This window comes from Nocardia sp. NPDC005746, from assembly GCF_040630785.1.
Classification (GTDB): domain Bacteria; phylum Actinomycetota; class Actinomycetes; order Mycobacteriales; family Mycobacteriaceae; genus Nocardia.
This window is the reverse complement of the sequence record NZ_JBEXYE010000017.1, coordinates 1-25895: the sequence shown is the minus strand read 5'-3', so window position 1 is coordinate 25895 and position 25895 is coordinate 1. Positions and strand designations below refer to the sequence as shown.

Annotated in this window: 26 protein-coding genes; 18 read left to right on the top strand and 8 right to left on the bottom strand. The window is 69.0% G+C overall.

Annotated features, from left to right (window positions below):
* The first annotated feature begins 68 nt into the window (after positions 1 to 68).
* The 5 genes from pgsA to ABZ412_RS27060 all read left to right on the top strand — a co-directional run bounded on the left by pgsA (position 69) and on the right by ABZ412_RS27060 (position 4656).
* Positions 69 to 740 (top strand): phosphatidylinositol phosphate synthase, encoded by a 672-nt coding sequence (gene pgsA / locus ABZ412_RS27080; protein WP_357285293.1) that lies wholly within the window; start codon positions 69 to 71, stop codon positions 738 to 740.
* A gap of 20 nt (positions 741 to 760) precedes the next feature.
* Positions 761 to 1717: a phosphatidylinositol mannoside acyltransferase gene (locus tag ABZ412_RS27075; protein WP_357285670.1), complete on the top strand. Its 957-nt coding sequence runs from the start codon at positions 761 to 763 to the stop codon at positions 1715 to 1717.
* Positions 1714 to 2838 (top strand): glycosyltransferase family 4 protein, encoded by a 1125-nt coding sequence (locus tag ABZ412_RS27070; RefSeq protein ID WP_357285291.1) that lies wholly within the window; start codon positions 1714 to 1716, stop codon positions 2836 to 2838. Before ABZ412_RS27075 ends, ABZ412_RS27070 begins: the two co-directional genes overlap by 4 nt.
* Positions 2838 to 3878 (top strand): NUDIX hydrolase, encoded by a 1041-nt coding sequence (locus ABZ412_RS27065; RefSeq protein ID WP_357285667.1) that lies wholly within the window; start codon positions 2838 to 2840, stop codon positions 3876 to 3878. The genes ABZ412_RS27070 and ABZ412_RS27065 overlap by 1 nt, the downstream gene beginning before the upstream one ends.
* 109 nt (positions 3879 to 3987) lie before the next feature.
* Positions 3988 to 4656 carry a hypothetical protein gene (locus ABZ412_RS27060; protein ID WP_357285289.1) on the top strand — a complete coding sequence of 223 codons (669 nt, stop codon included), beginning with the start codon at positions 3988 to 3990 and terminating at the stop codon, positions 4654 to 4656.
* Positions 4657 to 4679: 23 nt separating this feature from the next.
* On the opposite strand, the gene ABZ412_RS27055 is transcribed toward ABZ412_RS27060, so the two are convergent.
* Positions 4680 to 5957: a hypothetical protein gene (locus ABZ412_RS27055; RefSeq protein WP_357285287.1), complete on the bottom strand. Its 1278-nt coding sequence runs from the start codon at positions 5955 to 5957 to the stop codon at positions 4680 to 4682.
* Positions 5958 to 6181: 224 nt separating this feature from the next.
* Between ABZ412_RS27055 and pdxS the strand changes: the two genes are divergently transcribed.
* The 3 genes from pdxS to ABZ412_RS27040 all read left to right on the top strand — a co-directional run bounded on the left by pdxS (position 6182) and on the right by ABZ412_RS27040 (position 8796).
* Complete coding sequence (gene pdxS, locus ABZ412_RS27050; RefSeq protein WP_033089600.1) at positions 6182 to 7084, top strand: pyridoxal 5'-phosphate synthase lyase subunit PdxS; 903 nt, start codon at positions 6182 to 6184, stop codon at positions 7082 to 7084.
* Positions 7085 to 7423: 339 nt separating this feature from the next.
* Positions 7424 to 8266, top strand: coding sequence for an MHYT domain-containing protein (locus ABZ412_RS27045; protein ID WP_357285285.1), 843 nt, complete (start codon positions 7424 to 7426; stop codon positions 8264 to 8266).
* Between the two features lie 89 nt (positions 8267 to 8355).
* Positions 8356 to 8796: an SRPBCC family protein gene (locus tag ABZ412_RS27040; protein ID WP_357285283.1), complete on the top strand. Its 441-nt coding sequence runs from the start codon at positions 8356 to 8358 to the stop codon at positions 8794 to 8796.
* Between the two features lie 22 nt (positions 8797 to 8818).
* Here ABZ412_RS27040 and ABZ412_RS27035 read toward each other — a convergent pair whose 3' ends face one another.
* The 4 genes from ABZ412_RS27035 to ABZ412_RS27020 all read right to left on the bottom strand — a co-directional run bounded on the left by ABZ412_RS27035 (position 8819) and on the right by ABZ412_RS27020 (position 12926).
* Positions 8819 to 9430, bottom strand: coding sequence for a hypothetical protein (locus tag ABZ412_RS27035; RefSeq protein ID WP_357285281.1), 612 nt, complete (start codon positions 9428 to 9430; stop codon positions 8819 to 8821).
* Between the two features lie 380 nt (positions 9431 to 9810).
* A complete protein-coding gene (locus ABZ412_RS27030; RefSeq protein ID WP_357285664.1) occupies positions 9811 to 10629 on the bottom strand; it encodes a PaaX family transcriptional regulator C-terminal domain-containing protein in 819 nt (272 codons plus the stop codon).
* A gap of 64 nt (positions 10630 to 10693) precedes the next feature.
* Positions 10694 to 11896, bottom strand: coding sequence for a saccharopine dehydrogenase NADP-binding domain-containing protein (locus tag ABZ412_RS27025; RefSeq protein ID WP_357285279.1), 1203 nt, complete (start codon positions 11894 to 11896; stop codon positions 10694 to 10696).
* Between the two features lie 25 nt (positions 11897 to 11921).
* Positions 11922 to 12926: an alpha/beta fold hydrolase gene (locus ABZ412_RS27020; RefSeq protein ID WP_357285661.1), complete on the bottom strand. Its 1005-nt coding sequence runs from the start codon at positions 12924 to 12926 to the stop codon at positions 11922 to 11924.
* Positions 12927 to 13033: 107 nt separating this feature from the next.
* Between ABZ412_RS27020 and ABZ412_RS27015 the strand changes: the two genes are divergently transcribed.
* On the top strand, positions 13034 to 13885 hold the full coding sequence (locus ABZ412_RS27015; protein ID WP_357285276.1) for an acyl-CoA thioesterase II: 852 nt from the start codon (positions 13034 to 13036) through the stop codon (positions 13883 to 13885).
* Between the two features lie 60 nt (positions 13886 to 13945).
* Here the strand turns inward: ABZ412_RS27015 and ABZ412_RS27010 are convergent, their stop codons facing one another.
* Entirely contained in the window at positions 13946 to 15637 is a 1692-nt protein-coding gene (locus tag ABZ412_RS27010; RefSeq protein WP_357285658.1) for an APC family permease, read from the bottom strand.
* 223 nt (positions 15638 to 15860) lie between these two features.
* On the opposite strand from ABZ412_RS27010, the gene pdxT reads away from it, so the two are divergent.
* The 5 genes from pdxT (at position 15861) to ruvB (ending at position 19837) form a co-directional block, all read left to right on the top strand.
* Positions 15861 to 16484 (top strand): pyridoxal 5'-phosphate synthase glutaminase subunit PdxT, encoded by a 624-nt coding sequence (gene pdxT, locus ABZ412_RS27005; RefSeq protein ID WP_357285655.1) that lies wholly within the window; start codon positions 15861 to 15863, stop codon positions 16482 to 16484.
* A gap of 53 nt (positions 16485 to 16537) precedes the next feature.
* The gene (locus tag ABZ412_RS27000; RefSeq protein WP_357285273.1) at positions 16538 to 17290 is read left to right on the top strand and encodes a YebC/PmpR family DNA-binding transcriptional regulator; all 753 of its coding nucleotides are present in this window, start codon (positions 16538 to 16540) and stop codon (positions 17288 to 17290) included.
* Between the two features lie 190 nt (positions 17291 to 17480).
* Positions 17481 to 18125: a crossover junction endodeoxyribonuclease RuvC gene (gene ruvC, locus ABZ412_RS26995; RefSeq protein WP_357285271.1), complete on the top strand. Its 645-nt coding sequence runs from the start codon at positions 17481 to 17483 to the stop codon at positions 18123 to 18125.
* Complete coding sequence (gene ruvA / locus ABZ412_RS26990; protein WP_357285268.1) at positions 18122 to 18727, top strand: Holliday junction branch migration protein RuvA; 606 nt, start codon at positions 18122 to 18124, stop codon at positions 18725 to 18727. Before ruvC ends, ruvA begins: the two co-directional genes overlap by 4 nt.
* Before the next feature lie 6 nt (positions 18728 to 18733).
* Positions 18734 to 19837, top strand: a complete 1104-nt coding sequence (gene ruvB, locus ABZ412_RS26985; protein ID WP_357285266.1) for a Holliday junction branch migration DNA helicase RuvB — start codon at positions 18734 to 18736, stop codon at positions 19835 to 19837.
* A 52-nt stretch (positions 19838 to 19889) separates the two neighbouring features.
* On the opposite strand, the gene ABZ412_RS26980 is transcribed toward ruvB, so the two are convergent.
* Entirely contained in the window at positions 19890 to 20858 is a 969-nt protein-coding gene (locus ABZ412_RS26980; protein WP_357285263.1) for an NADP-dependent oxidoreductase, read from the bottom strand.
* A gap of 71 nt (positions 20859 to 20929) precedes the next feature.
* Between ABZ412_RS26980 and ABZ412_RS26975 the strand changes: the two genes are divergently transcribed.
* Positions 20930 to 21913 carry a helix-turn-helix domain-containing protein gene (locus tag ABZ412_RS26975; RefSeq protein ID WP_357285260.1) on the top strand — a complete coding sequence of 328 codons (984 nt, stop codon included), beginning with the start codon at positions 20930 to 20932 and terminating at the stop codon, positions 21911 to 21913.
* Here ABZ412_RS26975 and ABZ412_RS26970 read toward each other — a convergent pair.
* A complete protein-coding gene (locus tag ABZ412_RS26970) occupies positions 21894 to 22589 on the bottom strand; it encodes an FCD domain-containing protein (protein ID WP_357285258.1) in 696 nt (231 codons plus the stop codon). The genes ABZ412_RS26975 and ABZ412_RS26970 overlap by 20 nt on opposite strands.
* 156 nt (positions 22590 to 22745) lie before the next feature.
* On the opposite strand from ABZ412_RS26970, the gene ABZ412_RS26965 reads away from it, so the two are divergent.
* The 3 genes from ABZ412_RS26965 to ABZ412_RS26955 form a co-directional block, all read left to right on the top strand.
* Positions 22746 to 23885, top strand: a complete 1140-nt coding sequence (locus ABZ412_RS26965) for an acetamidase/formamidase family protein (RefSeq protein WP_357285255.1) — start codon at positions 22746 to 22748, stop codon at positions 23883 to 23885.
* A gap of 5 nt (positions 23886 to 23890) precedes the next feature.
* Positions 23891 to 25081, top strand: a complete 1191-nt coding sequence (locus ABZ412_RS26960; RefSeq protein ID WP_357285252.1) for an amidase family protein — start codon at positions 23891 to 23893, stop codon at positions 25079 to 25081.
* A gap of 23 nt (positions 25082 to 25104) precedes the next feature.
* A partial coding sequence (locus ABZ412_RS26955; RefSeq protein ID WP_357285249.1) for a DUF222 domain-containing protein occupies positions 25105 to 25895 on the top strand: 791 nt, incomplete at its 3' end.

The following is a 25895-nucleotide window of genomic DNA, read 5'->3' as shown; positions in this document are numbered from 1 at the left end:
GACCATGGAGGGCCCTCGCTCATGCCCCGAGGGCGCCGCGTGAGCGGTAGTGGCCGGGAGTTCGTCGCGTGCTGAGCTTCTTCGGTCGCGAGACGTTCGCCAAAGCGACCGCGCCTCTGGGCAAAGCGCTGGTGAGCACGGGGCTGACCCCCGATGCCATGACGCTCATCGGCACCACCGCCTCGATCGCCGCGGCGGTGACGCTGTTCCCGGCCGATCACCTGTTCTGGGGAACCATGGTGATCTGGCTGTTCGTCATGTTCGACATGCTGGACGGCGCCATGGCCCGCGCGCGCGGCGGCGGCACGAAATACGGTGCGGTGCTGGACGCCACGTGTGACCGCGTGGCCGACGGCGCCATCTTCGCGGCGCTGGCCTGGTGGGCGGTGTACACCGAGCACTCGAAGCACCTGTTCGTGGCGACGCTGGTGGTGCTGGTGACCTCGCAGGTCATCTCCTACGCCAAGGCGCGCGCGGAGGCCAGCGGGCTTTCGGCGGACGGCGGTCTGATCGAGCGGCCCGACCGGCTGGTCATCGTGCTGGTCGGCGCCGGATTGACCGGTATCGGCGGCTATTTCGGCATCGAGTGGCTGTCGTACGCGGTGTATGTCGCCATGTACATCCTCGCCGTGCTCAGCATCATCACCGTCTTCCAGCGTGTGCTGGCGGTTCGCAATTCGCCCGGCGCCCGCGACATCATCGCCCCCGCGGCGCAGGCCCCGGAGGAACCGCAGCGGTGACAACCGATTTCACGTCCGCGATGACCGACAAGGCGTACGCGGCCGGATGGCGGCTGGTCCGCGCCTTGCCCGAGCGCACCGCGCGCCGCCTGTTCGACCGGGGCGCGGATCTCGCCGCCCGCAAGGCGAACAAGGCCGCGCGCCGGGGCAATCCGAACCAGCTGCGCAAGAACCTGGCGCGAGTGCTGGGCACCACGCCGGACCTGGTGCCGGACAGCCTGATCCGCGACAGCATGCGCTCGTATGCCCGCTACTGGCGTGAGGCGTTCCGGCTGCCGTCGATGGACCACGTGGCGCTGGGCAAGTCGCTGCGCGTGGAGGGCATCGAGCACGTCGACGCCGCGCTGGCCCGCGGCAAGGGTGTGCTGCTGGTGCTGCCGCATTCGGGCAACTGGGATATGGCGGGGGTCTGGCTGGTCCAGAACTACGGCCAGTTCTCCACGGTCGCCGAGCGTTTGAAGCCGGAGTCGCTGTTCGAGCGGTTCGTGGAATACCGGGAGAGCCTCGGCTTCGAGGTGTTCCCGCTGACCGGCGGTGAGCAGCCGCCGTTCCCGCAGCTGGCGGATCGGTTGCGGGACAACAAGATCGTGTGCCTGATGGGGGAGCGCGATATCACCGGCAAGGGCGTGCCGGTCAGGTTCTTCGGCGAGGACAGCTGGCTGCCCGCGGGCGCGGCCAAGCTCGCCCAGGACACCGGGGCGGCGCTGCTGCCGGTGCACTGCTGGTTCACCGTCGACGCCGACGGCCGTGAAGGCTGGGGCATGCGGGTGTTCGAGTCCCTCGACCTGGCGGGCGGCATGGCCCCCGCCACCCAGGCGCTGACCGATGCGTTCGCGGCCAATATCGCCGCCCATCCGGCCGACTGGCACATGTTGCAGCCGGTGTGGAAGAGTGATTTATCGCAGGCCAGGCTGGATCGCATCGCGGCCGCGCAGCAGGCGCTGGGCTCTCGGGAGCCGGGGACAGGGGCACTATGAAGATCGGCATGGTCTGCCCGTACTCGTTCGACGTTCCGGGCGGGGTGCAGTCGCATGTCGTGGAGCTGGCGCAGGTGCTCATCGAGCGCGGCCACAAGGTGAGCGTGCTCGCGCCCGCCGCCGACGACACGCCGCTGCCCGACTTCGTAGTCTCCGCCGGCAAAGCGGTCGCGATCCCCTACAACGGGTCGGTCGCGCGACTGTCCTTCGGGCCCACCGCCTACACCCGCATCCGGCGCTGGATCGCCGACAACGACTTCGATGTCCTGCACATCCACGAACCCAACGCGCCCAGTCTGTCCATGCTCGCGTTGAAGATCGCGGAGGGGCCGATCGTGGCCACCTTCCACACCTCGACCACGAAATCGCTGGTGCTGAGTACCTTCCAGGGTGTGCTGCGGCCGTACCACGAGAAGATCAGCGGCCGGATCGCGGTGAGCGAGCTGGCGCGGCGCTGGCAGGTGGAGGCGCTCGGCGGCGACGCGGTCGAGATCCCCAATGGGGTCGACGTGCCCGCGTTCGCGCACGCGCCGCTGCTGGACGGCTATCCGAAGCCCGGCAAGTCGGTGCTGTTCCTGGGCCGGTTCGACGAACCGCGCAAGGGCATGGAGGTCCTGCTGGGCGCACTGCCCGAGCTGGTCCGCGAGCATCCCGACGTGGAGATCCTGATCGTCGGGCGCGGTGACGAGGACCGATTGCGCCGTGAGGCCGGGGAGAACGCGGGTCACCTGCGGTTCCTGGGGCAGGTCACCGATGCGGAGAAGGCCTCGGCCATGCGCAGCGCCGACGTGTACGTCGCGCCCAACCTGGGTGGCGAGAGCTTCGGCATCGTCTTGGTGGAGGCCATGGCCGCCGGGACCGCCGTGGTGGCCAGCGATCTGGACGCCTTCCGCCGGGTACTGCGCGACGGCACCGCGGGCATGCTGGTGCCGGTCGGCGACTCCGCGCGGCTGTCGGCGGCGATCAGCGCCATGCTCACCGACGACGAGCGGCGCGAGGAGTACATCCGCACCGCCAATCAGGTTGTCGGCGAATACGATTGGCCGGTCGTGGCCGAGCAGATCCTGCGGGTGTACGAGACCGTCACCGTCGGCGACGTGCGCGTCAGGACCGCCGGATGATCACTTTCTCCGCGACGACCATTCTGGTTCTCGCGCTCGTCGCGGCGGCCGTCATCGCGGCCGCGGTCTGGGCGTACACCACCGCCAACCGCCTCGACCGCCTGCACGTGCGCACCGACCAGGCCCGCCACGCGCTGGACGCGGCGCTGGCCCGTCGCGCGGTCGTCGCGCGGTCGGTGGCCACCACGCTGGCCGGTCTCTACGATCCGGCGCTGGTCGAGCAGGCCCGCCGGTTGACCGCGCTGGCCGACCGCGCCGAACGCTCCCACTGGCGGGACCGTGAGACGGTCGAGAATCAGCTCGCCGCCGCGCTGTCCGCGGTCGACATCGCGTTGCTGCCGCCGCAGTTGGTGGCTGAGCTGGCCGACGCCGAGGCGCGGGTGCTCATCGCCCGCCGCTTCCACAACGACGCCGTCCGCGACACCCTCGCCCTGCGCACCCGACGCCTGGTCCGGTGGCTGCACCTCGGCGGTACCGCGCCGCTGCCGGTGTACTTCGAGATCGCCGAACGGGTCACCGCGGCCGCCTCGACCGGCCTCGAGGTCGACACCGTCCGGACCTCGGCCCGCGTGGTGCTGATCGACGAGCAGGATCGGGTCCTGCTGTTGCAGGGCGTCGACCCGAAGGTCCCGGACGTGCCGTTCTGGTTCACCATCGGTGGCGGCGTCGATCCGGGGGAGACGCTGCGTGAGGCCGCGATCCGCGAACTCTACGAGGAGACCGGTCACGCCGCCGACTCGTCGGCGCTGCGCGGTCCGCTGTGGCGGCGCGTCGCGGTGTTCCCGTTCAACGGTGAGCTGATCCGCTCCGAGGAACTCTTCTTCGCCCTGCGTGCCAGGAGTTTCGACCCGGTCCCCACCAACCTGAACTTCATCGAACGCCGCTCCATCACCGGCAACAAGTGGTGCACCCCCACCGACATCGCCCACCTCGACCACTCGGGCGAAACGGTGTACCCGTACCACCTCGATCACCTGCTCGCCGAGGCGATCACCGCCGCGGACTCCGACACCGATCCCGAAGTCCGCTCCATCCGCTGACCCCGGGCGCGTCCGCTGGGTGGGACCGCGAGCGCGAACCCCGTCCGCCGGAGCCGATCCGCGGTTACGGTGGGCCGATCAATGGTGATCTGTGGCAAGGACTTACGGCATGAAGTTGATGTACGCGTTGTGGGGTGCGGATCTGGGGGAGCGGCTGCGGGGCGAGCAGCTGCGCAAAGAGCTGACCGGGCTGGGGGTCAGCGCCTTGCAGGTGAACGTCCGGGACGCCGACGTGGAGGCCGCCCAGGTTCGGCACACCACCTATGACGCGCCGATCGACGCCATCGTCAGCGTGTGGACCGAGGGTGACCACGAGGCCGTGACGGCCGCGCTGCGGGCGGTGGCCGACGAGGTCAACGGGTGGGTCGTGCACGAGCGCCGCCCGATCGAACCGCCCGAGGTCGCCGACGGCGAGCGCACCGACGCGCTGGCCAATATCGCCATCCTGCGCATCCCCGAGAACCTCACCCGCGAGGAGTGGCTGCACAACTGGCACGTCCTGCACACCCCGGTGGCCATCGAGACCCAGGACACCTTCGGCTACGTGCAGAACACCGTCGCGCAGGCCGTCACCGAGGGCAAGCAGGTCGACGCGCTTGTCGAGGAACTGTTCCCGATGGCCGCCATGACCAGCGCGCACGCCTTCTACGGCAGCGGCGGCGACGACGCCGAACTGCAGCGCCGGGTCACGGCCATGATGGAGAGCGTGGTCCGGTTCGGGGCGCACCTGAACCTGGACCTCGTCCCCACCAGCCGCTACTTCTATCAGCTGGGCTGAGGCTCACCGGTCGGGCCGAGCGCTCAACCGAAGAACGAACTGCGCACCGGGCCCGGAGACTTCACCGGGGTCCGGGAGCCCTGCAGCCAGGTGTCCCGGGTGGCGGCGACGAAGTCGGCCAGCACGTGGTCGGGGTCGGGCGGCGTCCGGTCGTCGCCCGAGTCCGGGGTGCCGTCGGCGCGCACGATCTCCCGTGCGATCTCGGACTCCGGGCGGGAATCGGCGGGCGCGGTCTCGGGGCCGTTGTCGCCGAGGCGGGTGTGCGGGCCCCACGGTTCGACGGCCATCTGGCACAGCAGGCCGCTGATGTCGGCGGCCACCGCCGGTGGCCGGACCCAGTAGGTGGCGTGCTCGAACAGGATCTGCCCGGAAGCGCGGACGGTGAGGGCACGGCTCAGGTCGCGGTCCACGTCGCCGAGGGAGTAGGCCACGACGAGGGTGTCCGTCCGGTCCGGCGCGTACTCGACCACGGGCAGGCCGAGCAGTTCCGCCGCCGCCAAACCGATGATCCGGTCGGACCGGCTCGGCAGCAGCGACACCGAGGACGGCGTGAGCGCGGCCGAGCGCAGGATCACGGCGAGCCGGTCGAGGGTGTGCCGGCACAGTTCGAGGCGGTCACCGAGGTACGCCCAGCGGCCGGTCATCCCGGCGTCGAAACCATAGGGCGACAGGGTGGCCAGGTAGCCGCCGGTGAGCGTGTAGTGCCAGCCGCGCAGGTCGGTGCCGTCCAGCTCGCTGACCGGGGCGACCCGGTCGGCGCGGAGCAGCATCCGGTGCACGCGGTCGCGGGCGGGCAACCAGTCCTCGTCCTCGGGTGCGGGCAGCCGCGCGAATTCGGCGCGGGCGCGGTCCAGATCGCCCGCCAGGATCGAGTCGTAGGTCAGCAGATACCGCTCGGGATAGGGGCGCAGGATCGATTCGTGGGCGAGCAGCGCTTCCACCGCTTCGGCGTGGCGGTGCTCGTCCTCGAACGCGTAGACCAGTTCGGAGAGGGCCAGATTGGGCTTGGTGGTGCCGGTGCGCAGGGCCTCCCGCAGGGCCGGGATCGCGGCGAACGGCACACCGTATTCGATGCACTCGTAGCCGAAGATGGTCCAGGCATCCGGATTGTCCGGCGCGCTCGCGGCGGCCCACGCGGCCAGCGCGAGCTTGTCCAGCTCGGCTCGGTCCGCCAATTCGGCTGTGATCGATGCCATTTCATGGACCGGGAGGGCGTCGGCGATCGGGCGCAGCGTGCGCGCCGCGCCGCTCACATCGTCCGCGGCGAGCAGGCGGCGGACCTCGTGCAATTCACTTGTCATCGCCCTCGATCCTGGCGGGCGGGGCGGGTTCGGGCAAACGAGTATTAGCGACGCGGTAGCCCCGCAATTGTGACGCCCGTCATTCCGATGCAGGTAGGCAGTCCAGTCGTGTCGGACTGGCTATGAAGTGGCCTGAACCCGCAGCCTAGAATCGTGGTGTTCGATTCCGAGCCGGTGTTCGAATTCAAACGATCCGATTGGCCCACATGACCCAGGAGTTTGCCGTGACCACGCCCGACACCACGCCCACCATCGGTACCGCCCGCGTCAAGCGCGGCATGGCCGAGATGCTGAAGGGCGGTGTGATCATGGATGTCGTCACGCCGGAGCAGGCCAAGATCGCCGAGGACGCCGGCGCGGTCGCCGTCATGGCGCTCGAGCGGGTCCCGGCCGATATCCGTGCTCAGGGTGGCGTGTCCCGCATGTCGGATCCGGACATGATCGACGGCATCATCAACGCCGTCTCCATCCCGGTCATGGCCAAGGCTCGGATCGGCCACTTCGTCGAGGCGCAGATCCTGCAGTCGCTCGGCGTCGACTACATCGATGAGTCCGAGGTGCTGACCCCCGCGGACTACGCCAACCACATCGACAAGTTCGCCTTCACCGTCCCGTTCGTGTGTGGCGCCACCAACCTGGGCGAGGCGTTGCGCCGTATCACCGAGGGCGCGGCCATGATCCGCTCCAAGGGTGAGGCCGGCACCGGCGACGTCTCCAACGCCACCACCCACATGCGCACGATCCGCGCCGAGATCCGCCGCCTGACCTCGCTGTCCAAGGATGAGCTGTACGTGGCCGCCAAGGAACTGCAGGCCCCCTACGAGCTGGTGTGCGAGGTCGCCGAGACCGGCAAGCTGCCCGTCGTGATGTTCACCGCCGGTGGCATCGCCACCCCCGCCGACGCCGCCATGATGATGCAGCTCGGCGCCGAGGGCGTCTTCGTCGGCTCCGGAATCTTCAAGTCCGGCAACCCGGCCGAGCGCGCCGCCGCCATCGTCAAGGCCACCACCTTCCACGACGACCCGGACGTTCTGGCCAAGGTCTCCCGTGGCCTGGGCGAGGCCATGGTCGGCATCAATGTCGAGGAGATCCCCCAGCCCCACCGCCTCGCCGAGCGCGGCTGGTAATCTCCGCCGAGCGCGGCCGGTAATCGATTCGGCCGCAGCCTGATTCACACCGCCGGGTGGTCCTCGTGACCACCCGGCGGTTTTTCATTGTGCGCGAGGGACTTTCGGCCCTATTGGGTTTGCGGGATGGGTGCTAGGCGTCAAGTGCGGCAGACGTGGAACGCGGTGGGGCGCGGGGGTGTCCATACCGGTGGCTACCTGCGTGCATACCGGTCGGCAAACTGTGATCGCTTTTCGGGCAGCGAGGTTCGGCAAATTTACTACCTGGTGTTTCGTGGCTAGTGTTCGGCTGAGTCACCGGTGAGCAGTCAAATATCGTGTTTCTGGCAAGGAGCCCGCATGCTGGCGATCGACCATTTCACCTATGGCTGGCTGACCCCCGTCCTGGCCTATGTCATGTCCGTTACCGGGTCGTTGCTGGCACTGCGGTGCATGGTGCGGGCGCGGAATCAGCAGGGGCACGGCGGGTGGATCATCACCGGGGCGATCGCGCTCGGGGGGACCGGGATCTGGGTCATGCATTTCATCGCGATGCTGGGGTTCTCTGTGCAGGACAGCACTATTCGGTACAACGTGCCGATCACACTGTTCAGTGCCGCCATCGCGATGGGGGTGGTGTGGCTGGGGCTCTACATCGTGGTGCACCAGCACGGGGAGGCGTTCGCGTTGATCACCGGCGGGACCATCACGGGGCTCGGGGTGGGGGCGATGCACTACTCGGGGATGTACGCGATGAAGACCGATGCGCTGGTGGCGTACGACCCGTGGGTGGTGTTGCTGTCCATCGTGATCGCGGTGGTCGCGGCGATCGCGGCGCTCTGGTTCACGCTGCACGTCAACGGCATCGTCTCCACGGTCAGCGCCGCGCTCATCATGGGGGTCGCGGTGTGCGGCATGCACTACACGGGGATGTTCTCGATGCACGCGCACGTGGCGGCGCACATGCACGCGCCGTCGGGGGCGCAGCCCGCGCAGCTGCTCACGCCGTTGATCATCGCGGTCAGCATGGCGACCATGATCCTGCTGTTCCAGGTCGGGATCACCGAGATCGACGAGCCGGATCTGAGCCGCATCCGCGGGCAGTACGCCAGCCGGTTCTGGCCCGCGCGCCGCGCCGGGAGCGCCCCTACGGCCGAGAAGTACCCGGCAGACACCTTCGACGCCCGGCATCGGCAGTGGTGAGACACACCGCGGCGGTCGTGGCCTGACGGTCCGGATGCTGGTGTCATGAACGCCAGCATTGCTCCGCACACCCCGGGGAAAGGATCGTCATGCCCGCCGCGACCCGCACGGTGACCATTGCCCGCCCGATCGACCATGTCTTCGCGTTCTTCGCCGATACCACCAACAGCGCGCGGTGGCGCAGCGGCGTCAAGGAGATCACCGCCGAGGGCGAGCCGGCCGTGGGCACCATCTATCGCCAGACGGTCTCCGGGTTGGGCGGGCGCGGTATCCCCGCCGATGTCGAGATCACCGAGTACCTGCCGAACCGGGCGGTGGTGCTGCACGGCATCGCCGGACCGCTGCGGCCCACTGTCACCTACACATTCGTGCCGGTGGGTGAGGCCGCCACCGAGGTGACCTTCTCGCTGTGGGCGCAGTTGTCGGGTCTGAAGAAGCTGTTCATGAGCGGCCCGGTCCAGAAGACCATGACCGCGGAGGTCTCGGGGTTGGATCGCGCCAGGACGTTGCTCGAAACCGGGGCGGCGTAAGGCTCTTCGACGGCGCCCGGGCTTACCCGGCCTGTACGGCCGGGCGGTCGGGGTGGTCCCAGGCGACGAGAATGTCCGGTCGCTCGGTGTGCTCGCGCTGATATTCCAGCAGGCCGTCCACTGTGAACGCCTGCTCCGGATCGGTCCGTCGCCGCAGCGCCCCCTCCGACATGCGCAGGGAGACGGTCAGATCGAAGTCCAGTCCCCGACCCAGCAGCATGGGACCGGCGACGAACAGCACCGTGCTCTCGGCGGCGGTGCGGATGCGCGCTCGGGCGGAGCGATCGGTCTGCTCGTTCCACAGCGCGGGCAGGTAGCGCCCGCCGTCCCGAAGGGGCTTCAGGACTTCGCGGTTCACTGCGGCGTAGTCGAACCAGGCCGTGCGATAGGTGAATTCGCTGTCCCGGTCGTACTCCAGGCGAACCGACGCGGGCCGCACGAAATCGTGCAGGGACACCACCTCCGCGGGACGGCCCCGCGAGCGCAGTAGCTCGGTGACGCCGTCCGCCACGGTCATCGGCCCAGCCGCGTCCGCGCCGTCCACGGCGACGACCGCGTACCCCCGCAGCGCCCCGGCCCGCCCGGCGACCAATTCGAGCAGCGCGTCGGGGGTGAGGGCGGTGAACTCGGGCACGACACCATCTTGCTGCAGGTATCACACCGGACATCGTCGGGGGCGGCGGCCAACGGCACGACCCGATCGTGGCAGCGGTCTTTTGTGACGGACAGGCTTCCGCCGGAGGTGGTGTCGGGCCGCGATGGTCGGGCGCAGATACCGGGTTCGACAGCCGGTCTCGGCCTGATGCGTCATGGAGCGGGATCCAGGGCTGCCCGATACTCAACCGCATTTCGCGGGTCAGGGGTGTAGGAGGTCGGATCGGGCGTGCGGCTGAACCGCTGGGGGCTCCGGTTCGCTCGCATGGACCGTGAAGCCGACCGGCCGTTCCCGACGCCGGGCGCCGTCGGGCGGCCCTCGACCGGGCGCGGATGCGGTGCTCGACGTGCGGCGACGGCCTAATGGGAGTTGGAAGGGGCGGTGATCTCGGTGACCGCGTCCGCATACCAGCGGAACAAACGAATCGGCGGTAGGGGGGCGGCGTCGAGGGCGGCCCAGCATTCGGCGACGACCGCGCGGGCGGATGCGCCGATCCACGGCTGGGGGAGCAGTTCGGGCGGTAGCAGCGGGTCCGGGTTGTGGGCGCGGTCGAATTCGGCCGCCAAGGCGATGGCGAGGGTGACGCGTTCGGTCTCCTGCGCGGTCGGGAGGGCCGAGCGCACGTGTTCGGCGATGCCGAGGAGGCGTTCGTGGCCGGCCGCGATCCGGTCGAGCGGCCACAGGTGGGCTGCCAGCTCACGCGCCGCGGTGCATGCGCCGACGGTGAGGTCGCGGGTGGAGAAGGTGGTGAGGGACCCGGCGATATCGAGTTCGCCTGCTGCCGAACGGATTCGCTCCTCCCACGGGTGCGCCGAGGCGTACAGTCCGCCCTGGATCGGCGCGCCGCCGAGTTCGACGATGGTGTTGCGCATGGCATCGCGGGCCGTCCGGTCGGTCTCGGGCACCGCGAAGGCCGCCACATGCCAGACGCCGTCCCAGCTCGCCCGCCCGCGGTCCTGCGCGTACATCAGCCGCAGATACTCGAGCTCGGGTGCGAGCACCGCGCGGGTGTCCTCGGTGGCGCGGAGGAGCGCCTTGCGGCCGCGACCCTCGTGCGTGAACAGCCCTTCGGCGACAACCCTCTTGATGCACAGCCGTACCTGCTGATCGGTCATGCCGAGCGCGGCCGCGACATCGTAGAGTTCGCCGGCGTCGATGGTGGCGTCCTCGCGGATCATGCTCTCCACCAGCGACCGGGTGGGGATCTCGGTGGCCGGAATCAGGTCGTCCACTGTGTGCACCTCACTGTCCGACCCGTTCCTGCTCGATGACCACCTGTGACGCGCCGCCGAATTCGCGTCCCAGGTCGGCGAAGAAGCGGGGCGCGTCGATGACGGCCTCCGGCGGGTGTACGCCCGGGCGGCGGGCGCAGCCGTCGATGACCTGGGACATGCCCAGTGCCAACGGGATCCCGGTCGCTCGCGCCATATCGGCGAACAGCTTATCGAGACCGCCGGCGGCGTTCGGGTCCAGGTGCGCCAGCACCCGGTGTTCGCGACCGGCGCGCCGGCCCGAGACGGTGGCGAAGAAGGGCGGCAGATTGCCCGGTCCTCTGGTGCGCAGCGCGGTGGGTACCGAGCGGGCGATCCGGCCCAGCGACGGGCGCGCGAGTTCCCGTGCGGCCGCTTCGTTGGTGAGTTTCCCGGCGTCGATGTCGCGGCGCAGCATGTCCAGGTAGGCCAGCGTCGTGGGCGTCACCACCATCAGATTGGCGGCGTCGCCGACCGGTTTCAGGCTGCGCTGCAGGGTGATCGGCTCGGGATGGCCGACGGTGTAGGCGGTGCCGCGCCGCCCGCCGGGCAGGGTGAGTTCGACCGGGCGCAGCGGGCGCTGGGAGACCAGACGTCCCGCTGTCACCGCCGTGATGGTGCCGCTGCTCTGCTGCATCCAGTGCACGGCTGCGGCGGTCGGCTGCCCGCCGGCGAGCAGCGACTCGTCCTCGCCCGCGCCCGGAACATCCACCGGCCACGCGGTATACGCGTCGTGGACGGTGTCGAGTTCGGCCGACGCCAGCGCGGCCAGCAGGTTGCTGATCCCGGGGCTGGCTCCCATGCCCACGATCGCGCACACCCCGGCCTCGCGGGCGGCGTCGTCGAGCCCGAGCATGTCGAGCGTCGGTTCCCAGTCGTCGCAGATGTCGAGATAGTGCGTGCCGGTGTCGATGGCCGCGCTTAGTACGGTGCGGCCGAAACGGTAGTAGGGGCCGACGGTGTTGAGCACCAGGTCCGCTCGCGACAGCGCGTCGCGCAGGGTGGCCGCGTCGGTGACATCGACGGTGCGCGCGGCGACCGGCACCCGCGCCGCCGCGAACCGCCGGGCGGTGGCGGCGGCCGCGTCGCCGTCGCGATCGGCGATCACGATGTGCTCGACGCCGAGCAGGGTGGCGGCGGTCTCGACGGCGGCGGCTCCCATCGCGCCGGCCGCGCCCAGGGCGAGGACTTTCATGGCGGTACTCCCGTGACTCGGTGGTTCAGTTCTTCGAAGGATCGGCGGCGAAGTCGCGCAGCGCGTCGAGATAGCCGGGGGCGTACAGGGATCGGGGCGCGAACAGGGCGACCAGGAAGGACCGGACGCTGTCGGGCTTGTCCAGCTCGAACTTGACGATGTTGTGCGAGGCGTCGGGATAGGTGCGCACCGTCAGCAGGCTCGCGGGCATCGATTCGCGATACACGCGCGCGGTCTCGGCGACGTCGACATGGAGATCGCGCTCGCCCAGTGCCAACAGTGTCGGAACGCGCACTCGTGGAAGGGTTTCGGTGATATCGGCGAGGTAGTTCTTGCCGACGAACCGCCACCGATCCTCGGACATCGGCGGGGAATCCGTGGTGGCCGCGCGATATCGGGAATAGTCAGCGCCCTCGCGGAGCAGGGTCAGATCGTTCTCGCGTCGCCGCAGCCGGTCGGCGAGCTCGTCCTCGGAGGCGTTGCGCCGATCCAGTTCCGCGCGCAGGTTGTATTCGCCCTGCCGGATCCAGTTGATCGCCGGTCCGGCGAGGATCATGAATCGCAGCTGCGGGTGCCGGGCCGCGACTTCGGGCAGCACCCATCCGGCTTGGCTGATGCCCCACAGGCCGATGCGCTGCGCGTCGATCTCGGGGCGTCCGTGTGACCAGGCGATGGCCGCTTCGGTCTCGACGGCCCGGTCGTGCATGGTCTGGTCCAGCCAGTTCCCGGGCGCGCCGTTCACCCCGGGCTTGTCCCACGCCAGCGACGCGTACCCGGCCTCGGCGAAGCTCTCCCAGATCGGCCGGTAGAACTCGTCGCGGTCGGCGGTGGCCACGCCGTCGCCGTGGACGAAAACCACGAGTCCGAAGGGGCCGTCACCCTTTTCGGGTAGCGCCAGGGTGCCTTGCAGGGGCTGCGCTCCGCCGGTGATGGTGACCCGTTCGGTGCGAATGTCGAAGTCGTGCTGCACGACCACCCACCCGCCCGCCGACAACACCAGGGCGGCAACACAACTCGCGGCGATCAGCAGGCGGCGCTTCCAGGACATGAAACGATCATATCAGAAACGATCGTGGAGAATTTGATAGATCTTTGCGGTTGTTAGCCTGAGCGGGACAAACGCGAAGGGACGGGTGCATGGCGACGATCGAAGAGGCGCTCGAAATCGAGCAACTCGAACGCGACATCTTCCGCGGCGCGTCCATCAAGACGCAGCTGCCCCGCACATTCGGCGGGCAGGTGGCCGGACAGGCGCTGGTGGCGGCTGTCCGCACGGTGGATCCGCACTATCAGGTGCATTCGCTGCACGGATACTTCCTGCGGCCCGGTAACCCGGAACGGCCCACCGTCTACATGGTGGAACGCATCCGTGAGGGCCGCTCCTTCTGCACCCGCCGGGTGACCGGGGTGCAGAACGGCGAGGCCATCTTCACCATGTCGGCCTCGTTCCATGTGGGTGACGAGGGGCCCGAGCATCAGGATCAGATGCCCAACGTCCCGCCGCCCGCGGACCTGCCCGACGCCAAGGAGTCCATGAGCCCGGAACGGCTGTGGGCCATGCGCGAATGGGAGCACTGGGACATCCGCACCATCCCGCAGGACGAGGTGGACCGCCGTGGCGGCCTGGCCGCCCAGCAGCAGGTGTGGTTCCGCTACCGGCACGCGCTGCCCGACGACCCGCTGTTCCATGTGTGCACGCTCGCCTACATGAGCGATATGACCCTGCTCGGCTCCTCGAAGGTCATCCACCCCGACGAGCCCACCCAGAACGCCTCGCTCGACCACGCCATGTGGTTTCTGCGTCCGTTCCGCGCCGACGACTACCTGCTCTACGACCAGCAGTCGCCGTCGGCGGGCGCGGGCCGGGCGCTGACCGGCGGCCGGATCTGGAACCAGGCCGGGGAACTGGTGGCGGTCGTCATGCAGGAGGGGCTGACCCGCACCCTGAAGGATCCGCAGGCGCAGTCGTACCCGCCCGGAACCGCCTGAGCGACAAACGAATCGAGCGCGCCGCCGGTGGAATCCGGCGGCGCGCTCGTGGTTTCGGGGTCAGGCGGTCTGCACCCGCAGGTGACACACCACGGTGTCGTTCATCTTGCGCAGCACCCGTTCCAGCTCGTCGCTGCGATGGCTGGGCAGCACGTGATTCCACCCGGCGGGCGGCTCGACCTCCGCGATCACCACCACCTTGCGGCGCCCGGCGAAATGGTCGGCGACGTAGCGCGCCACCGGGCCGCCGACGGTCGAATCGCCGTCCTCGAGCAGGACCAGACGCACATCCGGATGCCAGGTCTCCCATTCCTTGGTGAACACGGTGATGTTCTCGCCCGGCAGGCACACGTGGACCGCGGTCACATCCCGGCCCAGCGACATCGCCGCCGAGAGCGCCTCACGGCTGAGCTCCGACACCTCCGACACCGGCACCACGATCGCGGTCTCGGTGGCCTTCGGCTCGGCGGGCACGCAGCCGGTGCCCCGGCAGCCGTCGATGCGGCCGTAGATGGTTCGAATCCGTTCCATGGCGACCACCAGCAGCGGCAGCACCACCACGATCAGCCACGCGCCCTCGGTGAATTTCATTGCGGTGGTGACGATCAGCGCCACGAAGGTGAGCGCCGCGCCGACACCGTTGAGGACGGCACGCCACTGCCGGCCCGGGCCGCCCACCGCGAGCCAGTGCCGGACCATCCCGGCCTGGGCGATGGTGAAGCCCACGAACACGCCGATCGCGAACAGCGGCACCAGGGCGTTCATATCGCCGCCGGAGGCGACCAGCAACACCGCCGACGAGATGCCCAGTGCGAGCACACCGAAGCGGTACACCTGTCGCTGCGAGCTGACCGCGAACCGGTGCGGCAGGCTGTTGTCGTCGGCGAGGATCTTGGTCAGTGTCGGCAGGCCGCCGTAGGAGGTGTTGGCGGCCAGGGCCAGCAGGATCACCGTCGCGAACTGCACGATGTAGTAGGCGATGCCGTGGCCGAGCGCGGCTTCGGTCAGCTGCGACAGGACGGTGGTGCCCTCGATCGGGTGAATCGCGAACTTGCCGATCAGGGTGGCCAGCCCGATCAGCATGACGCCGAGCAGCGCACCGAGCGCCACCTCGGCCCGCTGCGCGCGCTTGACCTTGGGCTCGGCGAAGCTGGGTACCGCGTTGGCGATGGCCTCGACACCGGTCAGCGCCGCACAGCCGCTGGAGAACGCCTTGAGTAGCAACAGGATTCCGATGGTGCGCGCGTTCTCGGAGACGGCCGCGCCAGTGGCGACGGTCGCCGGTTCCGAGCGCAGCAGCCCGGCGACGATCACGGTGAGGATGCCCAGCACGAACACCACGGTCGGGGCCATGAAGGCGCGGGCGCTCTCACGGATGCCGTAGAGATTGAGCACCGTGATGCCCGCCAGCACCGCCAGGCAGATCCAGGCCGTGTAGGGGAACAGCTGGGGGAACGCCGACGTCAGTGCGGCCACACCCGCGGCGATGGACACCGCGACGTTCAGCACGTAGTCCACGATCAGCGAGGCCGCGGCCACCAGGCTGGTCCGCCGCCCCAGTCGTGCCTTGGCCACCGCGTACGCGCCGCCGCCGTTCGGAAAGGCGGCGATGACCTGCCGGTAGGACGCGATCAGCACGGCCAGCAGCACCACGATGGCCAGCGTCACCGGCACTGTGAAGCCGAGTCCGGCCGCGCCCGCCGCGGCCAGCACCAGCACGATCGCCTCGGGTCCGTAGGCGACCGAGGCCATCGCGTCGAGCGACAGCCCGGCGAGTCCGGTGGCGACGGTCAGCCCGTGCCGGGTGCGCCCGGATCGCGGCGGCGGAGCGTCGACTCCGCCGCGCGGCCCGGGCGAGGTTTGCGGAAGCACATCAGTCACATCCGCGAGTGTTCACCCGAAAACCCCGGTGGAACCGCGTCCTGACGAAACCCTGACGCCCTGGGTGAGCAGGGCCACACACCCCGGCAAACGTATGCTCGACGGCGTGAAACCGACGATTGGTGTGCTGGCCCTGCAGGGCGATGTGCGCGAACACCTGCACGCTCTCGAGGCCTGTGGTGCGGAAGCGGTCCCGGTGCGCCGGGAATCCGAGCTCGCCGCCGTCGACGGACTGGTCATCCCCGGTGGTGAATCCACCACCATCAGCAAACTGCTGGAGGTCTTCGAGCTGCTGGAACCGCTGCGGCAGCGGCTGCGCGACGGCCTGCCCGCCTACGGGTCCTGTGCGGGCATGATCCTGCTGGCCTCGGAGGTGCTCGACACCCGCCCGGACATGCAGGCGCTGCACGGCATCGATATGACGGTGCGCCGCAATGCCTTCGGCCGGCAGGTGGACTCCTTCGAGACCGATCTGGATTTCGCGGGCCTCACCGATGGACCGGTGCGGGCGGTGTTCATCCGCGCGCCGTGGGTGGAGCGGGCCGGTGACGGCGTCGAGGTGCTGGCGCGGGTGCCGTCGGGTCCGGCCGCGGGCCGGATCGTGGCGGTGCGGCAGGGCAATGTCATCGCCACGTCCTTCCATCCGGAGGTAACCGGCGATCTGCGGGTCCACAGGCTGTTCGTCGACACCGCGGTGCGTCCGCGCGCCGGGGTCTGACGTACGCTCGAATGTCGGAAACCATTCAGCCCCCTGAAACGAGGAAGTAGGGAATGAGCGGCCACTCCAAATGGGCCACCACCAAGCACAAGAAGGCCGGGATCGACGCGAAGCGCGGCAAGCTCTTCGCCAAGTTGATCAAGAACATCGAGGTGGCGGCCCGCACCGGTGGTAGTGACCCGGACGGCAACCCGACGTTGTACGACGCCATCCAGAAGGCGAAGAAGTCGTCGGTGCCCAACGACAACATCGAGCGCGCGCGCAAGCGCGGCGGCGGTGAAGAGGCGGGCGGCGCGGACTGGCAGACCATCATGTACGAGGGCTACGGCCCCAGTGGTGTCGCCCTGCTGATCGAATGCCTCACCGACAACCGCAACCGCGCGGCCGGCGAGGTGCGTCTGGCGGTCACTCGCAATGGCGGCAATATGGCCGACGTCGGTTCGGTGTCGTACCTGTTCTCCCGCAAGGGTGTCGTGGTGCTGGACAAGGCCGGGCAGTCCGAGGACGACATCCTCGATGTGGTGCTCGATGCCGGCGCCGAGGAGATCAACGACCTGGGCGACGAGTTCGAGGTGATCTCCGAGCCGGGCGACATGATCGCGGTGCGCAGCGCGCTGCAGAAGGCCGGGATCGATTACACCTCCGCCGAGTCCGGCTTCCAGCCGTCGGTGACCGTTCCCGCGGACGTGGACCTGGCCCGCAAGGTGTTCAAGCTGGTCGACGCGCTCGAGGACAGCGACGACGTCCAGAACGTCTACACCAATGTCGATATCAGCGACGAGGTGCTGGCCGAGCTCGACGCCTAGCGTCCGCTCTCACGAACCGGCTTCGGCTCTCACGACGCGGGCCGCTTCCCTTCCGGGAGGCGGCCCGCGTCGCGTCTGCGCGGTGCGAGTGCTGGATCCGGCCCCCGACCGGCCGTGTCGATGGACAATGTCGCGGCGGGGGTCCGTTAGACTCTCGAACAGTTGTTCGTTCACGGTGAGAGGGGTTTCGGTGCGGGTGATGGGCGTCGACCCCGGGCTCACCCGGTGCGGTCTGTCCATGGTGGTCGGAACTCTCGGCCGACAGGTGTCCATGCTGGAGGTCGGCGTGGTGCGCACCCCGCCGGAAATGGATCTGGCGCAACGGCTTCTGCGGGTCTCCGATGCCGCCGAGGCCTGGATGGACAATCATCGACCCGAAGTCGTCGCCATCGAACGGGTCTTCTCCCAGAACAATGTCCGCACCGCCATGGCCACCGCGCAGGCGGGCGGCGTGATCGCCCTCGCGGCCGCGCGCCGCGGGATCCCGGTGCACTTCCACACCCCCTCGCAGGTGAAGGCGGCGGTCACCGGCAACGGTTCGGCGGACAAGGCGCAAGTGACCGCGATGGTGACCCGTATCCTCGGGCTGTCCGTCGCACCGAAACCCGCCGACGCCGCCGACGCGCTCGCCCTGGCCATCTGCCATTGCTGGCGTGCGCCCATGCTGGATCGCATGGCCAAGGCGGAGGCGATGGCCGAGCAGCAGCGGCGGCTGTACGAGGAAAGGCTTGCCCAGCAACGCGGTAACGGCCGCCCTCCGCGAAGCGGAGACGGCCGGCGCGGTGCTGGTTCCCAGCGTGGTGAATCTCCGAATCGGAAGGCGGTAACGCGGTGATCGCGTCGGTGCGCGGCGAGGTGCTCGACATCGGGCTCGACCATGTGGTGATCGAGGCGGCGGGAGTCGGCTACCGGCTCAACGCCACCCCGGCGACCCTGGCCGGATTGACCCGCGGCGAGGATTCCCGCCTCTACACGACCATGATCGTGCGCGAGGACTCGATGACCCTGTTCGGCTTCGCCGACACCGAGGCGCGAGAGTTGTTCGGGCTGTTGCAGACCGTGTCCGGCGTCGGCCCGAAGCTGGCCATGGCGGTGCTCGCGGTACTGGAGCCCGAGGCGCTGCGCAAGGCGCTCGCGGAATCGAACGTGACCGCGCTGACCCGGGTGCCCGGTGTCGGCAAGCGTGGCGCCGAGCGCATGGTGGTGGAGCTGCGCGACAAGGTGAATCTGGTTCCGGTGCAGTCCGGTCCGCCCGGATCGGGTCCCGCGCCCGTGGTCACGCCGGTGCGCGAGCAGGTGGTGGATGCGCTCATCGGCCTCGGCTTCCCGGCCCGGCAGGCCGAGGGCGCCGTCGACGCGGTGCTCGCCGACGAACCCGGTATCGGCACCTCCCAGGCGCTGCGCACGGCGCTGGGCCTGCTCGGCAAGAATCGATAACCGGTCATGTCAGAGGATTTCGACGACTTCGACGACGCGGATTTCGACGCGGACGAATCCAGCGTCACCGCGAGCTATCTGCAGTCCGACGGCGAGATCGAGGCCAGCCTGCGCCCGCAGTCGCTCGACGACTTCATCGGCCAGCCGCGGGTGCGCGAACAGCTGGCCCTGGTGCTGCGGGGCGCGAAGCTGCGCGGCGGCACCCCCGATCACGTATTGCTGTCGGGGCCACCGGGTCTGGGCAAGACGAGTATGGCGATGATCATCGCCGGTGAACTCGGCACCGCCCTGCGCCTCACCTCCGGCCCCGCTCTGGAACGCGCCGGCGACCTGGCCGCCATGCTCAGCAACCTGGTCGAGGGCGACGTCCTGTTCATCGACGAGATCCACCGCATGGCCCGCCCCGCCGAGGAGATGCTGTACCTCGCGATGGAGGACTTCCGCGTCGACGTGGTGGTCGGCAAAGGCCCCGGCGCCACCTCGATTCCCCTCGACATCGCCCCGTTCACCCTGGTCGGCGCGACCACCCGCTCGGGCGCGCTGACCGGCCCGCTGCGTGACCGTTTCGGTTTCACCGGCCACATGGACTTCTACGAGCCGCTCGAACTGCAGCAGATCCTCGAACGCTCGGCCCGAATCCTGGGCGTACGCCTGGAATCCGACGCGGCCGCCGAGATCGCCGGACGTTCCCGTGGCACGCCGCGTATCGCCAACCGCCTGCTGCGCCGCGTGCGCGACTACGCGGAGGTCAAGGCCGACGGCCTGGTCACCCCCGAGATCGCCCACGCCGCACTGTCGGTGTACGACGTCGACTCCCTCGGCCTGGACCGGCTCGACCGCGCGGTGCTGAGCGCGCTGATCCGCAGTTTCAACGGCGGCCCGGTGGGTGTGTCCACCCTTGCCGTCGCCGTGGGCGAGGAAGCGGCCACGGTCGAGGAAGTCTGTGAACCCTTCCTGGTGCGAGCGGGTTTGGTGGCCCGCACACCCCGCGGCCGCATCGCCACCGCCGCCGCCTGGGAACACCTGGGCCTGGTCCCGCCGCCGGACCTGGTGTTCGGTTCCATCGAGGTGCGGCGGCACGAACCGCAGATGGACCTGTTCGAGCCGTAGAGCGGTGCGGCACCGGCCGTCTCGGGTACGGCCGGTGCGTGTCGCGAGGCCGTCAGTCCACGGTGAGAACCAATTTGCCGACGGTGTGGCGGGTTTCGCCGAGGGCGTGCGCAGCGGCGGCCTCGGCGAGCGGGAACACTCCCGCGAGGGTGGGCCGCAGTGCACCGGTCTCGGCGAGCTCGCGCAGCGCGTTCATACCCGTGTGATCGGCCTCGACGAGCATGACCGCGGCGCGGACGCCGAGCTTCTCGGCCGCGGCTTTCACATGGTCGGCACCCAGGGCGCGCAGTGTGACCAGGAGGCCACCGGGGCGCAGCGTCCGCAGTGAGCGCAGCGCGTGGTCGGCGTCGATGGGGTCGATGACGATGTCGATATCGCGCAGCGTCTCGGCGAAATCGGTGGTGCGGTAGTCGAGTACCTCGTCCGCGCCGATACTCCGGAGGAATTCGTGATTGGCGGCGCTGGCCGTGCCGATCACGTACGCGCCGCGGGCCTTGGCGATCTGTACGGCGAAGTGGCCCACGCCCCCGGCGGCGGCGTGGATCAGGACCCGCTGCCCGGCTTCGACGTTCGCGGTGTCGACCAGGGCTTGATAGGCGGTCAGCGCGGCCAGCGGGATCGCGGCGGCCTCCGGGTGTCCGAGGTTGGTGGGCTTGCGGGCGAAGGAGCGAGCCGGGGCGGTGACGAATTCGGCCGCCGCGCCGTGCCCGTGCGGATACGGCAGCATGCCGAATACCTCGTCACCGGGTTCGAACAGGGTGACTCCGACACCGGTCGCGACCACCTCGCCCGAGACATCCCAGCCCAGGATGTACGGGGGTGCGGGCAGGAACAGGCCCGCGCGGGCGCGGTGCGCCCAGTCGGTCGGGTTCAACGCGGTGGCGCGAACCCGGACCAGCAGTTCGCTCGGACCGGGCTGGGGCACCGGCACTTTCACCTCGTGCAGGACCTCGGGACCGCCGAGCACGTCCTGTCCGATGGCCGTCATGGTGGTGGGGAGGGTGTAGTCCTTGTCGCTCATGGCTCTCAGTTTGCCGCCCGGACCCAGGTCGGGGAAATGGCATGATCGCCATTATTCGATAGGATCGTGCCATGGATTCGGAGGTTGCTCGGCCGCATACCGTGGTGGTGCTGGCGCTCGACGGGGTGTATCCGTTCGAGCTCGGCATTCCGAACCGGGTGTTCGGGACCGCTGACGGGCGGTACCGGGTGATCACCTGCTCGCTCGACGGGCGACCCGTGCGGAGCAGCTCGGACTTCGATATCGCGGTGGCGCACGACGCGCGCGTGCTGGAAACCGCGGACACCGTGGTGATTCCGCCGTGCGATGTGACTCCGATCCTGGAACAGGGACTGCCGCACGAGGTTTCGGCGGCGCTGGCGTCGATCCGTCCCGGTGCGCGACTCGTGTCCATCTGCACCGGCGCTGTCGTGCTCGCAGCGGCCGGACTGCTCGACGACCGGCCCGCCACCACCCACTGGAATATCGCCGACCGCTTCCAGCGCGCCTTCCCTGGCATCCGCGTCGACCCCAACGTGCTCTACGTCGATGACGGCGACCTCCTGACCTCCGCGGGCGCGTCCGCCGGAGTCGACCTGTGCCTGCACCTGATTCGCGGCGACCACGGCAGCGAGGTCGCGAACGCCGTCGCGCGGCGTTGCGTCGTCCCGCCGTGGCGCGAGGGCGGGCAGGCGCAATTCATCGAACAGCCGGTCCCGCCGCCGGCGGCCGCGGGCACGGCCGAGGCCCGGCAGTGGGCACTGGAAAACCTGCACCGGCCACTCACCATGGCCGACCTCGCCGATCGCGCGCGCATGAGCGGCCGCACCTTCGCGCGCCGTTTCCGCGACGAGGTCGGAATGAGTCCCGGCCGGTGGCTGATCCAGCAGCGCGTGTTCCGGGCGCGCGAACTACTCGAATCCACAGAGCTTTCCGTGGATCGGATCGCCGGTGAGGTCGGGTTCGCGACCGGCGCCTCGCTGCGGCAGCATCTGCACGAGGCGATCGGCGTCGCACCGCTGGCCTATCGCCGCACCTTCCGGAGCGAGGCGGTACTCACCGGCGCGGGCGGCTGACCTCGCGAACCTCACGTAGGTGCTGTTCCATCGCCGCCGCCGCGCCCGGGCCGTCGTGGGCCGCGACGGCGGTGTAGATGCGGTGATGGCCATCTATGGACAGGGCGCGGGCGTGCCGGGTGCGGTGAGACAGGGCGCGGGTGCGGCGGGTCCAGTCGGTGGTCATGGTGCACAGGGTCACCAGCAGCGGGTTCTGCGCCGCGCGGGCGAGGAGGGTGTGGAATTCGATGTCGAGGCGCAGGGATTCGGCGGGGGAGAGTGAGTCGCTGGAGCGGGCCAGGACGTCGTCGAGGGACAGCAGGTTGGATTCGACCGCGCGGAGGGCGGCCAGCTCCGCGATCCGCGGCTCCACCAGGTCCCGGAGTTCGGTGGCGTGGCCGAGCTCGATATCGAGGTCCGCGAGCCCGCCCGCGAGATCGCCCGCCCGCCGCGGGTTCTCGATGACGGTGCTGCCCCGGCCCTGACGGCGTTCGATGAGCTGCTTGGATTCCAGCTCGAACATGGCCTGCCGCAACGAGGATCGTGACACGCTCAACCCGGCCGCCAGCTCGCGTTCCGGCGGCAGCCGATCCCCGGCCCGCAGTTCCCCGCTGGCGATCAAACCCTCCAGGTGCGCCGCGACCTCCGCGCTGACGCTGCGTGCGCGCCGGCGGAGCGGCGGAATCGATGCCGTCACGCCCCGAGTCTAAATCCCTTCCCTGGCAGACCATTTCGGGTAGGTAAAACGGCAGTTACGTTAGGTTTCGTGGCCCCGCACCGCCGGTCGGGCCGACTTATGGTCGGCATATCGGATGGTCGGACCAATGCTGGCCGGGTAGGGAAGGTAGGGCGCGTGACGTCGATTGTGCGGGGGTTCGCCCCGGCGTTTCCGGTACTGCAACCGGGCGAGGGGATCGAGGACGCCGGGTATCTGCCGGTCGACCCCACGGCGGTGCTCTGGGGGCGGCTGCCGCGAGTCGGCGACAAGCCGGTGGCGACCGTCGAGGCGGGCGGGACCATCGTGGTCGACACCGTGAGTCACGAAGGGATTCTGGAGGATCAGGGGTCTGATCCGCTGGCCTACTTCGGACGGCACGGGGTCGAGCGGGACCAGGTGCTCGTCGACGCGATCGAGGTGGCCGGAACCCGCCGCCGTGACTCGCTGGCGGGGCCGCACATCATCACCGGGCCGATCGCGGTCGCAGGGGCGAAACCGGGGGACCTGCTCGCGATCCGGATCGACGCGCTGGCCATGCGTGCGCCGTACGGCGTCGTATCCACTCGGCACGCACGTGGTGTGCTGGCGAACAAGTCCGGGTTCGACGGCAATTACGGGCAGTTCTGCGCCGTCGAAGAGCGGGGCGGGGCCTGGTACGGGACGATGCCGCTGCATCCGGATCGGCCGGGGCAGGCCCGGTTTCCGCTGCACCCGTTCCTGGGCATCATCGGTGTCGCGACCGATACGGATACGCGGGTGTCCTCGGTGCCGCCCGGGGCGCACGGCGGCAATATCGACATCCGGAGGCTGACTGCGGGGGCGACATTGTTTCTGCCGGTGCAGGTCGCCGAGGCGCTGTTCTATATCGGGGATCCGCACTTCGCCCAAGGGAACGGGGAAGTGGCGCTCACCGCGTTGGAAGCGCCGCTACGGGCTACCTTGACGGTCGACGTGATTCCGGCGGCTCAAGTCGCGGCCGGGCTGGGGCGGGGGATCGGGCCGTTCGCGGCTTCCCACGGGCTGTTGATCCCGACGGGTTTGAGCGAGGATCTGAACAAGGCGCTGGAACTGTGTGTCCGGAACGCCATCGAACTGGTGGTGTCGCTGTTCGACGCGGATCCGCAGCAGGCGTATCTGTATCTCAGTGCCGCAGCGGATTTCACCATCTCGCAGGCTGTGGACCAAGTGCGGGGTGTGCACGGCGAGGTGCGGGTGGCGGACTTCGCCGGTCACGCCGCCACCGAGCTGGCCAGGCGCGTGCTGGCGAGGGTTTGATGACAGTGGCACGCGAATCGGCCGAGCGGACAGCCGAGTTCGATCCTCGGGTGTGGCGGGAGCGGGGCGCGCCGCTGGTTGCCGCTACCGGTGACGGGGTGCTCAGTGGACACACCGTGGCGGTGAAGGATCTCTACGCTGTCGCCGGCTATCCACTCGGTGGCGGGGTCCAGGAGTTTCTGGGAGCACCCTCGGACGCCCATGCGGCGGTTGTGGCTCGTCTGCTCGCAGCAGGGGCCGATATCACCGGGATCGCGCAGACCGATGAATTCGCCTACAGCATCACCGGTGGCAATGGGCGGTACGGAATGCCGATCAATCCGGCTGCTACGCAGCGGATTCCGGGTGGATCGTCGAGCGGGTCCGCGGTGGCGGTCACGCGTGGGGAGGTCACCATCGGGTTGGGGACCGATACGGCGGGATCGATTCGAGTGCCTGCGGCGTATCAGGGGCTGTGGGGGATGCGGACCTCTCACGGGAGCATCTCCACTGCGGGACTGCTCCCGCTGGCGGAGTCCTTCGACACCGTAGGGTGGATGACACGAGACCTGGACACGCTGCGATCGGTCGCGGAATGCTTGCTTCCAGAGCAGAATTCGGGACCCTACGAGCTCATCGTCGATCCCGACTTGTGCGCTGTGGCCGATGCCGAGGTCGCGGAAGCCGGCTTGAAGGCGGCCAGGCAGCTCGGTGCGGTCGACTACCACCTGAATGCCGACCTCGAATCGTGGTTCACGGCGTTCCGGACGGTGCAGGCGTTCGAAGCCTGGAGGAACCACGGCGCGTGGATCTCGGCGCATCCGGGTTCGTTGGAATCGGAAGTGGCGCAACGATTTCACATCGCATCGAGGGTTACCGCGGAGGAGGCGTTCGGGGCGAGCTCGGTGCTCCGGGATGCGGCGGCCGTTCTTCGGGATGCCTTGCGTGGGCGGCTTCTTGTGTTGCCGACGGTCGCTACGCTTCCGCCGCTTCGGGTGGCATCCGCTGGGGCGTTGGAGTCGGGGCGGATGCGGACGCTGCATTTGACGTGTTTGGCGTCGATTGTCGGCGGGCCGGCGGTTATTTTTCCATTGGCGAGAATTCGGGGAATTCCGAGTAGTTTGTGTTTGGTTGGGGCACCCGGTATGGATTTGAATGCGGTTTCGATATTGGATGAAAAGATAAGGGATACCAGACATTTCGGGTTCCCGGCATGATCGTGCGGGCGTAGAATGGGGGCATGGATTCGAATGGGGTGACACTCGACGACTGCGGTATCGCTGAACTGGCGGCCGCGGTGGCGACCCTGACCGAGTCCATTCAGGGTGGGGAGATGGCAGGGTTCTCCGACGAGGATGTTGTGTCGTTGATGCGGCAGGTTGAAACCTGCAAGCGTCAACTCGCGGCGTTGGATACGTGTCTGATCATCGAAGCCGGGGAGCGTTCGCTGCACTCGCGGAGCGGGGCGGGGAAGATGGTGCCGTTCCTGCGCCACACGTTGGGGCTGTCGCGGTATGACGCGTCGGTGCGGGTGAAGATCACTCACCAGTGTGGGGAGTTCGTGCAGCAGACCGGGCATGTCGCGCCGCCGGTGCTGCCCGTGACCGCCGAAGCCTTCGCTGCTGGGGAGATCTCGCGGGATCATGTGCGTCACATTCTGGACGTGATGAACCACCTGCCACTCGACGTTCCTGTTGAGGCGCGGGCGGAGGCCGAGCAGATCCTGGTGGATTACTCGCGTAGTGGGTGGCCGGATGATCTGTTGAAGATCGGGCGCGACATCCTCGCGCGCCTGGACCCGGACGGGAAGGTCGTGTCGGACGCGGATCGTCGCCGCCGTCGCGGGATCACGTTGTGCCGTCCTGGTGTGGACGGGATGACGCGGATCGAAGGGTGGATCACTCCTGAGCTGCGTGCGTTGCTCGATGCTGCGTTCGCGAAGCTGGCGCGTCCGGGTATGTGCAATGTGGAAGATGCTGAAAGCCCGACCGCGCGTGATGGGTTCATCGAGAATTCGGTGCTCGATGCTGC

What these genes read in the sequence shown, in the direction of transcription:
- ABZ412_RS27040 (WP_357285283.1), top strand. Translation starts at nt 8,356, where the DNA reads ATGCCCGCCGCGACCCGCACGGTGACCATTGCCCGCCCGATCGACCAT.
- ABZ412_RS27015 (WP_357285276.1), top strand. Translation starts at nt 13,034, where the DNA reads ATGGCGACGATCGAAGAGGCGCTCGAAATCGAGCAACTCGAACGCGAC.
- ABZ412_RS27075 (WP_357285670.1), top strand. Translation starts at nt 761, where the DNA reads ATGACCGACAAGGCGTACGCGGCCGGATGGCGGCTGGTCCGCGCCTTG.
- ABZ412_RS27045 (WP_357285285.1), top strand. Translation starts at nt 7,424, where the DNA reads ATGCTGGCGATCGACCATTTCACCTATGGCTGGCTGACCCCCGTCCTG.
- ABZ412_RS27000 (WP_357285273.1), top strand. Translation starts at nt 16,538, where the DNA reads ATGAGCGGCCACTCCAAATGGGCCACCACCAAGCACAAGAAGGCCGGG.
- pdxT (WP_357285655.1), top strand. Translation starts at nt 15,861, where the DNA reads ATGCTCGACGGCGTGAAACCGACGATTGGTGTGCTGGCCCTGCAGGGC.
- ABZ412_RS26975 (WP_357285260.1), top strand. Translation starts at nt 20,930, where the DNA reads ATGGATTCGGAGGTTGCTCGGCCGCATACCGTGGTGGTGCTGGCGCTC.
- ABZ412_RS27010 (WP_357285658.1), bottom strand. Translation starts at nt 15,637, where the DNA reads ATGGCCTCGGTCGCCTACGGACCCGAGGCGATCGTGCTGGTGCTGGCC.
- ABZ412_RS27030 (WP_357285664.1), bottom strand. Translation starts at nt 10,629, where the DNA reads ATGATCCGCGAGGACGCCACCATCGACGCCGGCGAACTCTACGATGTC.
- ABZ412_RS27025 (WP_357285279.1), bottom strand. Translation starts at nt 11,896, where the DNA reads ATGAAAGTCCTCGCCCTGGGCGCGGCCGGCGCGATGGGAGCCGCCGCC.
- ABZ412_RS27060 (WP_357285289.1), top strand. Translation starts at nt 3,988, where the DNA reads ATGAAGTTGATGTACGCGTTGTGGGGTGCGGATCTGGGGGAGCGGCTG.
- ABZ412_RS26980 (WP_357285263.1), bottom strand. Translation starts at nt 20,858, where the DNA reads ATGAGCGACAAGGACTACACCCTCCCCACCACCATGACGGCCATCGGA.
- ABZ412_RS27070 (WP_357285291.1), top strand. Translation starts at nt 1,714, where the DNA reads ATGAAGATCGGCATGGTCTGCCCGTACTCGTTCGACGTTCCGGGCGGG.
- ruvB (WP_357285266.1), top strand. Translation starts at nt 18,734, where the DNA reads ATGTCAGAGGATTTCGACGACTTCGACGACGCGGATTTCGACGCGGAC.
- ABZ412_RS27055 (WP_357285287.1), bottom strand. Translation starts at nt 5,957, where the DNA reads ATGACAAGTGAATTGCACGAGGTCCGCCGCCTGCTCGCCGCGGACGAT.